We start from the raw sequence: 12,759 nt of genomic DNA, 5'->3' as shown, positions 1-12,759 counted from the left end.
CATGAATAGTAGGGAATCGGGAATCGGTGCATCTGACCTTTGTAAAGGTGCGCTTTCTACCAAGATGCCCATGGCACCACAGGCAAGATGCCCATAGCACCACAGGCAAGATGCCTGTTCCACTATTCTCCCCTGTTCCCTGTTCCCTGTTCCCTATTCCCTATTCCCTGTTCCCTGTTCCCTATTCCCTACTTCTGCAAAAAGTCTATTCTATAGCAAGTGGAAATTGTCACCACTGAGTTGATCTAGCTCCACATCCTCAATCACAAGGGTTCCACCAGTTTTAGGAGAAAGCACAACACCCTGGTCACTGTCAGATAGGATACCAGAGGCTACTGCTCTATGAAACCACTTTTGAGGATCAATGGCACCAAAGCCCCTCAATTTAATCAGATCTGCACCAACTTCAAAGTCTTCGATTACATCCACATCACCATGGCGGAAGCTACTGCCCTTAGTAAACAAAAAGTCATCATGACCAGCACCACCAACTAACGTATCACTACCACGACCACCATTAATCCTGTCATCACCACCACCACCGGTGATGTGATCATTACCACGACCACCCACTAACCGATCCTTACCACCACCACCGTTAATCGTGTCATCACCACCACCACCGGTAATAATGTCACGACCAGTGCCACCATCCAGCACATCCTTACCAGCACCCCCTTTAATTACATCCTGGCCTTTATCCCCCGAAAGGGTATCATTACCACCACGACCGACAATAGTATCGTTACCGTCTCCACCACTAATGTGGTCATTACCACGAGTACCAATCAGTTTGTCATCCCCTGGGGTACCAGTTGACCCTGGTTTAACTGGCACCAGACCAGCATCCCATACCAATTGGTCAATTCCTTCCGGTAAAAATCGGGTGATCGGACCGATAGTGACACGACCGGTATTGGGATCAACATCACTATCTATAGGACTATCAGTATCAATAAACTGTCGTGGGTCATTATCTTGGGTAGTAAAGGTAAACCCTTCCGGCGCAACGAATTCCAGAGTATAACGACTAGAAAGGTCATCCGGGATATTCTCAAATAGATAGAACCCAGGATTCTCATTATTATCGTCATTGGTAGTAGTGGTTTGGATTAGGTTACCGTTGATGTCGAAGAGATTAACAGTAACGCCATTCACACCATTTTCAGGAGGCTCATTTTGGAGACCATCTCTGTTGCTGTCTAACCAAACGTAATTGCCAATAGAACCAGTAGGGTCATTCGGGTTTGGTTCTGGTATTACTGGTTGTGAATTGGAATTCTCGTTATCGTTGATTACTATCATGGTTACTTTCCTATTAATGAAATGTATGTGTATAGGGAATAGGGAATAGGCAAAAGGCAAAAGGCAAGAGGCAAAAGGCAAGAGGCAAAAGGCAAGAGGCAAAAGAAACAATATAGGGTTTTGGATAGCAATAAGCTACACAGGATTTTATCCCTGTTACCGATTCCCGATTCCCGATTCCCGATTCCCTAAAATCCTCACCTAGATGTTGCTAATCCCAGACCTATCTAAAAAATGAGACAGTAGGCTCAATCTGTCCCGCCATTTTGGCGATAGTTGCAAAACGTTACAAATTGAGATCTGATGTAGGGTCGGCAGTGGTTTTTCAAGGGATAGTAATAGTTAAAAATCCGATAGAGCACTGCCCACCAGAGCAAAATATACCTGTAGGGTGGGCAGTGGTTTTTCAAGGGATAGTAATAGTTGAAAATCCGATAGACCACTGCCCACCGGAAGATTCTTTGTATTATTGTTTTTACTAAATTATTTCCTGTTGGTGGGCAGTGCTAGCTAAGCAATTACTAGTTAATTTTATCGAAATAAAGCACTGCCCACCCTACGATTAATCACATAAATTAGAATAGAGCACTGCCCACCAGAGCCAGATATACCTGTAGGGTCGGCAGTGGTTTCTCAAGGGATAGTAATAGTTAAAAATCCGATAGAGCACTGCCCACCACAGCCAGATATACCTGTAGGGTCGGCAGTAGTTTCTCAAGGGATAGTAATAGTTAAAAATCGGATAGAACACTGCCCACCACAGCCAGATATACCTGTAGGGTCGGCAGTAGTTTCTCAAGGGATAGTAATAGTTGAAAATCGGATAGAACACTGCCCACCACAGCCAGATATACCTGTAGGGTCGGCAGTAGTTTCTCAAGGGATAGTAATAGTTAAAAATCGGATAGAACACTGCCCACCACAGCCAGATATACCTGTAGGGTCGGCAGTGGTTTTTCAAGGGATAGTCATAGTTGAAAATAGAATAGAGCACTGCCCACCACAGCCAGATATACCTGTAGGGTCGGCAGTGGTTTTTCAAGGGATAGTCATAGTTGAAAATCCGATAGAGCACTGCCCACCAGAGGATTAATTTTAGTGAAAATCTAGATAATTAACTGCCCACCACAGCCAGATATACCTGTAGGGTGGGCAGTGCTTTCTCAAGGGATAGTAATAGTTAAAAATCAGACCACTGCCCACCAGAAGATTAATTTTATTAAAAAACAAGACAACTATAGTGTTGATAATAGAGCTCTGATCTAGGGTGGGCAGTGCTTTCTCAAGGGATAGTAATAGTTAAAAATCAGAGCACTGCCCACCAGAGGATTAATTTTATTAAAAAACAAGACAACTATAGTGTTGATAATAGAGATCTACCTGTAGGGTGGGCAGTGCTTTCTCAAGGGATAGTAATAGTTAAAAATCAGACCACTGCCCACCAGAAGATTAATTTTAGTGAAAATCTAGATAATTAACTAATTTTTACTAATTAATTTACTGTCGGTGGGCAGTGATTTAAGGGATTACCATCGTATTTTATTGGTCTCGTCCACTGCCCACCCTACGATTAATATCAATAATTTAATTACGATTAATCGTCGCAATTTGGTAATAAAAAAAAATTCCTAAACCCCTTGACATTTAATCAATAAATTAATACATTAATAATGTAAGCGTTTTAAACCAATAACGATTAATGAGTACAAACTTTCCCTCAAACCCTGATGAAAATCAAAACCCTGAAAACCAAGGTCGCAAACCTAAGAAAGCCAAGCAAATCTTGGTCGGTTCTCCTGAACAAGTTCGGAAAACAATTCTTGCCATCTATTCTATGAAATACGCTTATCCCGACGAGTGGAGCACTCCCGAGCCTACCGGAAATCCTGGTGAGGTTATGGCGACTTTGATTCGATATTTTTACGTAGATTAGGATAGTAAATTGCCAGGGCTTGGCCCTGGCGAACAGGAATGAAGAATGTAGAATTAAGAATTAAGAATGAAGAATGTAGAATTAAGAGTGAACGTTTTTTTTGGGGAGGGGTATAAATCAGCATTCAGCCGTCAGCATTCAGCCGTCAGCTTATTTTATTCAAAAGCACTGATTGCGCATAAGCTGATAGCTGATAGCTGATAGTTGATAGCTGACTAACTTGGGAATCATGTACAATTAATCAGGAGTTATATGGTTTAAGTGCAGCTTAGCTGTACTTATTAAGGTTTACACACTATAATTCGGTCAAGTATCAGAGTTTATCTGAGCTTGACCGAATTTTTTTATTGATTGCTATACTTATAGAAGTTAGTGATTGGGAAGAATGAAGAATGAAGAATGAAGAATTAAAAAATGAAGTGGCGTAGTGGCATGGCACACCTAAAAATGTAGGTTGGGTTGAGCGGTAGGTAAACCCAACAAAGCGTTACTGGTGTTGGGTTTCATTCTTCAACCCAACCTACGCTTATTACACCATTTTAGATGTGTCGGTCCAGTAGGGTGCGTTAGGGAAGGGCTCGGGCTCATTTTATCGGTAGCCAGTCTTGGAAGAGTCCGTCCCGTAACGCACCACCCGGTCAAACTGATAGCTGATAGCTGATAGCTGATAGCTGAATAAGTAAAAATGGACGAAGAAAGACTACAAGCATACCTCAACTTGGTCAATCAACTGCTAACTTGTGCCAGCGGTGAAGAAGTTCAAATTCTTGAGAGTAACCGCGAGTTAGTGGATGCAGAATTATTGCAGGTAATGGCAGTAGTAGCAGAAAAAATAGCAGCCGATGGTAACCAAAATGCTGCTGACTTTTTAGCTAGTCTCAGAAGTCAGCTTTTAGAGATATTTTTAAAATCCCCTACTTTAATTAATGCTTCATCCCAAGACCATCTGGACTTCTTGATGGAGGTATTGCGAGGAACTGCCGACAGCAATGGCGACTCCAAAGTTGTCTACCCACTTCTGGAAGCCAATCTAGACAAGCTCGATGATAACTTTATCGATATCTTAAAAACATGGGCAAGTGCTAAATTATCAGAGTTGGAACCAGAAACAGCAGAATTTATTGCTATAGTTATTTGCAATTTTAGCAACTTTATCAGCGATTTTTTACTGGATAACAAAGCCAATAACATGGAAATAGCTATTGCTGGTTACGAAACGACGCTAACAGTTATTAACCGTGATAGTAACCCGGAAATTTGGGCAAGGACTCAAAATAACCTGGGCTATGCCTACAGTGACAGAATCAATGGAGATAAAGCTGATAATCTCGAAATTTCCATAGAAGCATACCAACTAGCTTTGTCCGTTTATACTAAATCAGACTTTCCCGAAGATTGGGCAAGGACTCAAAATAACCTGGGCTATGCTTACAGTAATAGAATCCATGGAGATAAAGCTGATAATATTGAACTTGCGATCGAAGCATACCAACTAGCTTTGTCCGTTATAACCAAACAAAATTTATCCCAATATTGGGCAAGCACTCAAGCTATCCTGGGTCTTGCCTACAGTAACAGAATCCGTGGAGATCAGGCTGATAATCTCGAACTTGCGATCGAAGCCTACCAACTAGCTTTGTCCGTTATCACCAAACAAGATTTCCCCCAATATTGGGCAAGCACTCAAGCTATCCTGGGTCTTGCCTACAGTAACAGAATCCGTGAAGATAAAGCTGATAATATTGAACTTGCGATCGAAGCATACCAACTAGCTTTGTCAGTTATCACCAAACAAGACTTCCCCGAAAAGTGGGCAAACACTCACTATAACCTGGGCTATGCCTACGGTAACAGAATCAATGGAGACAAAGCTGATAATTTAGAACTCGCCATAGAAGCATACCAACTAGCATTGGAAGTTATCACCAAACAAGACTTCTCCGAAAAGTGGGCAAACGCTCACTATAACCTGGGCAATGGCTACAGTAAGCGAATACTAGGAAATAGTGCAGAGAATCTGGAAAAAGCGATCGCATCCTATCAAAATGCTTCAGAGTTCTACACCCGTGACGACTTTCCCGAAGATTGGGCAGACGTCCAACGTAATATTGGTAAACTGCTGGTTCAGCGAGGAAGCTGGTATGATGGATTATCCCGCTTAGAGCAAAGTCTCCCGATCTATCGTCACACCGAAAACCTAGAAGCCCTTGCAGATTCAGTATACCACATTGCCCGCACCCATCATTTAATCATGAACCTAGACAAAGCCCGGATGAATTACCGGGACGCTCTCCGCATCTACAATCATCTTAATAATCAACCAGGAATCGCTATCTGCAAAACGGGATTAGGCATGCTGATGATTTCCATTGGATTTATCGACGATGCCCGAGAAGAATTAACCCAAGCTTATGAAATTTGTCATACAATTAAGGATAACCAAGGAATTGATAATATTCAACAACTGCTCCAAGTTATTAATAAAATAAAAACCAAGCCATAGCCATGAGTGAAGCCGATAAACTTTGGGATGAAACCGACGAAATTTTTACTAGCTGGAATCTTGAAGAAATTCCTTTTTCTGAAAGTGCTTCCAGCTTGGGGTCAAACCTAGATAAAGTTTTCACAGGTCGCACCCAGGAGTTAAAGCAGATATTTAATTTGTTGCGGGGTCGCGAACGGAAGCGGATATTAGTCTATGGTTCCGTTGGTATTGGTAAAACAGCATTTATTTTAGAAGTCTTGAGCGTCTTGCAACGAAAAAGTAAAGATACTCTCGTTACCTATATTAGTCTACCCTTTGAAACTGATTTAGCAACCGCTGCTTTGATTGCCCTAGCCCGATATATGCCAGAGGATGAGTGGGCGCAACAACTGTTAAACAACATGGGATTGATGAGTGAATCGACTCGCAAAACCAAGACCAAGTTTGATGCCAAAATCGCCGGGTTTGGGGGAAGTATTGAAGCGGAAGCTAAACCGGTTAATGCCCCAAAGTTTCCCACTCTTACCTTTCAAGACTTATTGGAAAGAGCGCTGGAAAAGTATAGTCGTGTGGTGATTGCTATCGATGATTTAGATAAACAAGACCCAGCCAAGGTGCGTCAACTATTGCACGATGCTCAAGGTATGCTCAAAGGTGATGCGTGGTTTATTTTGACCGGGCATCCTTCTGGGTTGACTCGGGATTTGTTGATCTCTGAACGAGGGTTATTTGATTTAGCATTAGAGATTACAGCATTAGACCAAGCTACCACTTATCAAATGTTAATTAACTATCTCGCTAGCGCCCGGATTAACAAAACTAACAAAGACGAAAGTAATCCTGATGCTGTTCATCCCTTCACTCTCGAAACTGCTAGAAATCTGTGCGCACATTCCCAGGGTATACCCCGTTGGTTTAATCGCATTGCTAATTATGTATTGCTGAAAGCAGCGGATTTACAAGCAGAAAAGATTACACCAGACGTCTTTCAGCAAGGTTTAGAGTATGTCAGTCAGAAACTGCGCGGTCAGTCAGAATTAACTCCTGAAGATTATTATGTCCTTGACTTAGTATTAGAAAAAGGAGTGCTATCCGATGAAAACGTAACCATGGATGACCTCAAGCGTCTTAAAACTCAACAGTTTAGTCAAGTTTTACCGATTTTAGATAAGTTAATCCAATTTGACTTAGTACGTCGTTTACCTACGGATAAAGCAGCAAAATATCAAGGGAATCCTCTACTTTTGCCTCCGTCAGAGCAGTCAGATGAAGAACAATGAATGTAAGCCATCAGCAGTCAGTGGTCAGTGGTCAGCTATCAGTTATCAGTTATAGCAGTCCTAAATGATTCGTGAAATATATTGGCTAAAGTGATAGCTATAACCCTTGCCCAGCAACGATTCCAGCTTTGGCTGATTTTAAAAATGATTTAGGATTGCTATATCAGCTATCAGCTGATGCACAAAGGGGAGAATATAATATTGAGAGATTTTAGAGAATTGAAAGTCTGGGGAAAAGCCCATAAGCTTACGTTATCTGTCTATAGGGCAACCCAAGTATTTCCCAAGGAAGAACTGTATGGGTTGACAAGCCAAATCCGCCGCTCTTGCGCTTCAATCCCTGCCAATATTGCCGAGGGATGTGGTAGAACCGGAAAAGCCGAACTAGCCCGTTTTCTTCAAATTGCTATGGGTTCAGCCAGTGAACTTGAATATCACCTGTTACTGGCTCACGATCTTAACTTACTCAAAGCCCAAGACTATGAATCCCTGGCAGCAGACGTAACAGAGATTAAACGAATGCTTACCTGTTTTATTAAAAAGCTAAAAGCTGATAGCTGACGTCAGTGGTCAGCCGTCAGCGGTCAGTGGTCAGTGGTCAGCTTATTTTATTCAAAAGCACCTCAAGTAGCGTGGCCTACAGCCAATGGCTGATAGCTGATAGCTGACCGCTGATAGCTGATAGCTGATAGCTGACCGCTGATAGCTGATAGCTGATAGCTGATAACTGATAGCTGATAGCTGATAGCTGACCGCTGATAGCTGACCGCTGAACGCGCACGCGTGCGCGTAGCGCTTAAGCTGAATGCTTACGACTCCTACATCTATTGAGCGAGAAACCCTCCATCTACAGCTAAAAATTCTCCTGTAATAAAAGATGCTTTATCTGAACACAGAAAAACGACAGCATTGGCAACTTCTTCTTCTCTGCCTACTCGACCCATAGGATGTTTTTTAATAAACTCTTGATAGAAAGGAATAGGGAAGAAAGGACGAGCCATGTCTGTGTCAATGACACCAGGACATACGGCATTAACACGAATGTTAGACTGTGCAACCTCTAAAGCGGCTGTTTTAGTTAAGCCTAATACTGCGTGTTTACTAGCTGTATAAAGAGATGTTGGTGCTAAAGCAACCAAACCTAGAATAGAAGCACAATTAACAATTGCTCCCCCTCCATGATTTAACATATAGGATAGTTCGTATTTCAGAGATAAAAATACCCCTTTAACATTGACATTAAAGACTTGGTCATAATTTTAAACTGTTTCTTCGGTAATTGGATTTCCTACAGCAAAACCAGCATTATTAAAAGCACAATCAAGATGACCATAGATTTCAACAGTTTTTTCGACTAAATTCTTAACCTGTTCTTCTTGAGTGACATCAGTTTGGATAAAAATCCCTTCTCCACCTACTTGTTTGATTAACTCAACGGTTTCTTCTCCTTCTTTACTTCGACGGGCAGCAACCACAACTTTTGCACCTTCTTTGGCAAAGGCGATCGCCGTTGCTCGACCAATACCAGAACTAGCACCAGTAATTAAGGCAACTCTATTTTTTAGTTCTTCCATTGTTGATATCTCAGGCAGGATAAGTGTGTCTAAAATACTATTTATAGCGTTTCTAGGATTTATGAGGTACGCTTCTAAACCTCAAAGTCCCCCTTGATAAGGGGGATTTAGGGGGATCTCTTTGTACCTCATGGCATAGAGAATTGCTATATAAAATACTATTATATAAGTAATAACCAAAGGGAGTAGGTCAAAGTTGCAGAACAGATCAACTATGTACCATCAAAGCGTGCTTAAACCCATGAGGGGGCTAAATATTTAGTACAAATGTTCTATATAAGTAACATGCTCCCACAACCAAGAAAGCTGAAGGCTGACAGCTGACCCAGGGGTAAGTAAAAATGGACAAACAAAGAAAACAACAATACCTCAAATTGCTCCACCAACTCCTAACTTGTCCCAAGGGTAAAGAAATCAAAATTATTAATAGTAACCTTGAGTTAGTGGATGCCGAATTATTGCAAGTAATGGCACAATCAGCAGAATATCTAACAGGAAATGGCCACCAAAACGCGGCTAACTTTTTACTACGTATCAGGAGTAAGCTTTTAAAGGGTCTGGCAATTTCAGAAACCCTTACTTCAGCTAAGGCTTCATCGGAAGAGTATCAGCAATTTTTAGACGAGGTATTGCTAGCAACCGCTAACAGCAAAGGCGACCGCGAAGCTGTCTACCAACTCCTGGTAGCAAACCTAGACAAACTCGATCATAATTTTATCCCTATCCTGCAAACCTGGGCAAGTACTAAACTCTCAGCAGCGGAACCAGAAACAGCAACAGAAATCGCTAATAGTATCTGGGAATTCAGCACCATGATCAGCGATTTTTCACTGGGCAATCAAGCCAATAACAGGGAAATCGCTATTGCCGGTTACCAAACGATGCTAACCGTTTTTACTAATCATAGTAACCCGGAAATTTGGGCAGCTATTCAAAACAACTTGGGCAATGCCTACTGTGACAGAATCCGTGGCAATCGGGCTAATAATCTCGAAAAAGCCATAGATGCATACCAAGTAGCCTTGGAGGTTTATACCAAACCAGACTTCCCCGAAGATTGGGCAAGTACTCAAAACAACCTGGGCATAGCTTACTGTGAAAGAATCCGTGGAGACCGGGCTGATAATCTCGAAAAAGCTATTAAAGCATTCCAACTAGCTTTGGAAATTCGCACTAAACCAGATTTCCCCATTGATTGGGCAATCACTCACTATAACCTGGGCAATGCCTACTGTGAAAGACTCCGTGGAGACCGGGCTGATAATCTCGAAGAAGCCATAGAAGTATACCAACTAGCATTAGAAGTTCGCACCAAACCAGATTTCCCGGAAGATTGGGCAAGTACTCACAACAACCTGGGCATAGCCTACAGTGACAGAATCCGTGGAGACCGGGCTGATAATCTCGAAATTGCTATTGCCCAATACCAACTAGCCTTGTCTGTTTATACTAAACAAGACTTCCCCGAAGAGTGGGCAAGGACCCTATATAACCTGGGTAATGCTTACAGCAACAGAATAGTAGGAGACACTACAGAGAATCTGGAAAATGCGATCGCATGCTATGAAAATGCCTCAGAAATCTTTACCCGTGACGACTTTCCCGAAGATTGGGAAAACCTTCAACGTCATATTGCTAAACTACTGATTCAGCTAAGAAACTGATAGCTGACAGCTTATCTATTCTATGCTAAAATATAGAAAAACCATTACAATATTTTTCATAAATTAATATGTCAGTTACTTGGTCAAATTGGAGGGGTAATGTTTCTTGCAACCCCAAAAGTATTGTCGAGCCATCTTCTAACGAAGATCTCAAGAAAGTTCTTGCCATGGCTCGAACCGAAAAGATGAAAGTTAAGGTGGTTGGTTCGGGACACTCATGGTCAGAAGCTGCATGCACCGATGGTGTTCTTGTATCATTAAAGCGACTAAACCGGGTAATCGAGCTAGACCGAGAAAGGGGCACCGTTACTGTCGAGCCAGGAATAACACTAAACAGCTTGAATCAATACCTAGACCAACACGGCATGGCCTTGGAAAACCTGGGAGCAATCACCAAGCAGACTATTTCTGGTGCAATAGCAATGGCTACCCATGGAACAGGAGACAAAAACGGCTCACTGGCTAGTGCAGTGGTTGAGCTAGAGCTAATGAAAGCATCCGGGGAAGTTGTCCGCTACCAACAAGATAATCCCACATTTTATGGAGTATGTGTCAACTTGGGTGCCCTTGGTATTATTACTAAATTAACCCTTCGTTGTGTTCCTAAATTCTTCTTGCGAGATATTCAACAACCGATGTTGACCGACCTTCTCAGAAAAGAAATAGACACACTAGTTAAAGAAAACGATCATTTCCAATTCTTTGAATTTCCCCACACCTCACGCTCCTATTGGTTTAAGTTTAATAAAATGGATGAGCCGGTTACTCCCATGCCATTCTGGAGACAATTCCTAGACGACCTATCTAGAACTATATCTAGAGAAGGCAATGGAATCGGTGACTGGATTACCAGGACGTTTCCTTTTACAATTCCTCTCATCTTTAGAGTAGCTTTTTTGACTAATCTACGGGGATTAAACCGTTGGGATAAGAGCTTTAAAATCCTCGCCTTTGAGAATATTAATTTCACCTATTCCGAGTTGGAGTATGCCATACCAAGGTCAGCTGCAATCAAAGCTCTGGAGCAAATTCACCAGATGATAAAAAACCAGGGATTTAGGATAAACCTACCAATATCAGTTCGATTTGCTAGTTCCGAAGAGCATTGGTTAAGCCCACTGTATCAAAGAGAATCGGTATATATTAGCCTTAACTTATCAGGGTCAGATTTTAAAGTGATTGAAAACTATCATCGGGAAGCCGAACAGATATTATTAGAGTATGGTGGCCGTCCCAACTGGGGCAAGCACTTTTATTCCAATCGGGAATATCTGCGCTCACAATACCCACGTTGGGATGACTTCGCTCTACTTATGAAAGAATTTGATCCTGATCGACTTTTTTCTAACCCCTTCCTCGACCGCCTCTTCCCTTTTGATGTATAATTGGCTCAAATCGGTTGGGAGTTGGTTTCACAGCCGGAGTTTCTTCCATATTCTCTAATATCATGTCGGGATAATTACCCTGTCTTGATGCAGTCGCTCATGGGGGAAACCCCCAAGACCGCGCTGCATCGCTTAATAAAAATCTCCCCAATCTCCCCACCCTACCCCCTCTCCACCTATTCCTTACTCTAATTCCTTTACCACTTTACTCATTCCATCCAGTAATTTTTGATTTTTTTGGCTCCTAGCGCCATAGAGACGGGCAGAAAAGACTGTGATTAATTCCATCATGTCTTGGGTTAATTCGTCATCAAAGCTGACTCCCTCTGGGGATTTATTAATGATCACGACTTCTGTGCCAAACTCTTCACAAATGGTAAAGATTAATTCTGATCCAAATCTCAGCAATCTATCCTTGTGAGTTATCACCAATCGTTCAACATCCCCTGTCATAATTTTTCTGAGTAATTGGTTCAATCCTTTTTTGTGATAATTTAAACCACCCCCTAAATCAGAAATAGTTTCGTATTGCCAACCATTAGCAGCGCTAAAATTTTCTAATAATTGAATTTGACTCCTCAGGTCTTTTTGTCGCTCATCACTTGAAACTCTGGCATAGTTAATTGTCAATCTGTGGGTTAATGGCTGAGGATTTCTTGGTGTTATATGTTTGATATCTTTAAGATAAAATCGCCGTTGTCCAGTAGGTGAACGTTGATATCTGATTTTGCCTGCATCAGCCCACCGTCTTAGGGTTTTGGTAGAGACTCCTAGCTGTTTAGCTGCCTCCCCAATGCTTAATGTCATCTCAGAATGACTTTCCATATCAATGCTAGATCTAATCACAACCTCTCTAGTATTACCCATTTTGTCAGGAATGTCCAAGGGTGTCTATTTTTTATAGAGAAGCAACAGGCAACAGGCAACAGGCAACAGGCATGCTAGCAATAGGCAATGGCATGCTAGCAACAGGCATGCTAGCAAGAGTAGCCAATATATTATTCTATAATAGAATTTTAGGATAATTACCCTTCATTAAAAATCTCCCCATCTCCCCATCTCCCCATCTCTCCATCTCCCCATCTCCCCATCTCCCCATCTCCCCATCTCCCGAGGTGTAACTATGAGCATTT

The 12,759-nt window shown here is 41.9% G+C and carries 10 protein-coding genes and 1 pseudogene; 8 read left to right on the top strand and 3 right to left on the bottom strand.

Going from position 1 to position 12,759, the window contains the following annotated elements; genetic code table 11:
• Positions 1–26 precede the first annotated feature (26 nt).
• Entirely contained in the window at positions 27–239 is a 213-nt protein-coding gene (locus BJP34_RS42440; protein ID WP_158517017.1) for a hypothetical protein, read from the top strand.
• On the opposite strand, the gene BJP34_RS05125 is transcribed toward BJP34_RS42440, so the two are convergent.
• Entirely contained in the window at positions 211–1,407 is a 1,197-nt protein-coding gene (locus BJP34_RS05125) for an SdrD B-like domain-containing protein (RefSeq protein ID WP_149030806.1), read from the bottom strand. The genes BJP34_RS42440 and BJP34_RS05125 overlap by 29 nt on opposite strands.
• Positions 1,408–1,930: 523 nt before the next feature.
• Between BJP34_RS05125 and BJP34_RS05120 the strand changes: the two genes are divergently transcribed.
• The 5 genes from BJP34_RS05120 to BJP34_RS05095 all read left to right on the top strand — a co-directional run bounded on the left by BJP34_RS05120 (position 1,931) and on the right by BJP34_RS05095 (position 7,564).
• Positions 1,931–2,398, top strand: coding sequence for a hypothetical protein (locus BJP34_RS05120; protein WP_070391416.1), 468 nt, complete (start codon positions 1,931–1,933; stop codon positions 2,396–2,398).
• A 606-nt stretch (positions 2,399–3,004) separates the two neighbouring features.
• Positions 3,005–3,238: a hypothetical protein gene (locus tag BJP34_RS05110; protein ID WP_070391414.1), complete on the top strand. Its 234-nt coding sequence runs from the start codon at positions 3,005–3,007 to the stop codon at positions 3,236–3,238.
• 685 nt (positions 3,239–3,923) lie between these two features.
• Positions 3,924–5,741: a tetratricopeptide repeat protein gene (locus tag BJP34_RS05105; RefSeq protein ID WP_070391413.1), complete on the top strand. Its 1,818-nt coding sequence runs from the start codon at positions 3,924–3,926 to the stop codon at positions 5,739–5,741.
• Positions 5,742–5,743: 2 nt separating this feature from the next.
• Positions 5,744–7,003, top strand: coding sequence for an ATP-binding protein (locus BJP34_RS05100; protein WP_070391412.1), 1,260 nt, complete (start codon positions 5,744–5,746; stop codon positions 7,001–7,003).
• 201 nt (positions 7,004–7,204) lie between these two features.
• Positions 7,205–7,564, top strand: coding sequence for a four helix bundle protein (locus BJP34_RS05095; protein ID WP_070396494.1), 360 nt, complete (start codon positions 7,205–7,207; stop codon positions 7,562–7,564).
• 263 nt (positions 7,565–7,827) lie between these two features.
• Here the strand turns inward: BJP34_RS05095 and BJP34_RS05085 are convergent.
• A pseudogene (locus BJP34_RS05085) lies at positions 7,828–8,577 on the bottom strand (SDR family oxidoreductase).
• A gap of 341 nt (positions 8,578–8,918) precedes the next feature.
• Here BJP34_RS05085 and BJP34_RS05080 point away from each other — a divergent pair.
• Entirely contained in the window at positions 8,919–10,241 is a 1,323-nt protein-coding gene (locus BJP34_RS05080) for a tetratricopeptide repeat protein (RefSeq protein ID WP_070391411.1), read from the top strand.
• A 68-nt stretch (positions 10,242–10,309) separates the two neighbouring features.
• A complete protein-coding gene (locus BJP34_RS05075) occupies positions 10,310–11,626 on the top strand; it encodes a D-arabinono-1,4-lactone oxidase (RefSeq protein ID WP_083305007.1) in 1,317 nt (438 codons plus the stop codon).
• Between the two features lie 183 nt (positions 11,627–11,809).
• On the opposite strand, the gene BJP34_RS05070 is transcribed toward BJP34_RS05075, so the two are convergent.
• On the bottom strand, positions 11,810–12,451 hold the full coding sequence (locus BJP34_RS05070) for an IS607 family transposase (protein WP_070396493.1): 642 nt from the start codon (positions 12,449–12,451) through the stop codon (positions 11,810–11,812).
• Positions 12,452–12,759 lie beyond the last annotated feature (308 nt).

It is taken from the genome of Moorena producens PAL-8-15-08-1 (assembly GCF_001767235.1).
GTDB lineage: Bacteria > Cyanobacteriota > Cyanobacteriia > Cyanobacteriales > Coleofasciculaceae > Moorena > Moorena producens_A.
This window is presented reverse-complemented; position numbering and strand designations above follow the sequence as displayed.

Excerpts from the sequence above, each read along its gene's own strand:
- BJP34_RS05110 (WP_070391414.1), top strand. The coding sequence starts at position 3,005 with ATGAGTACAAACTTTCCCTCAAACCCTGATGAAAATCAAAACCCTGAA.
- BJP34_RS05105 (WP_070391413.1), top strand. The coding sequence starts at position 3,924 with ATGGACGAAGAAAGACTACAAGCATACCTCAACTTGGTCAATCAACTG.
- BJP34_RS05100 (WP_070391412.1), top strand. The coding sequence starts at position 5,744 with ATGAGTGAAGCCGATAAACTTTGGGATGAAACCGACGAAATTTTTACT.
- BJP34_RS05080 (WP_070391411.1), top strand. The coding sequence starts at position 8,919 with ATGGACAAACAAAGAAAACAACAATACCTCAAATTGCTCCACCAACTC.
- BJP34_RS05075 (WP_083305007.1), top strand. The coding sequence starts at position 10,310 with ATGTCAGTTACTTGGTCAAATTGGAGGGGTAATGTTTCTTGCAACCCC.
- BJP34_RS05070 (WP_070396493.1), bottom strand. The coding sequence starts at position 12,451 with ATGGAAAGTCATTCTGAGATGACATTAAGCATTGGGGAGGCAGCTAAA.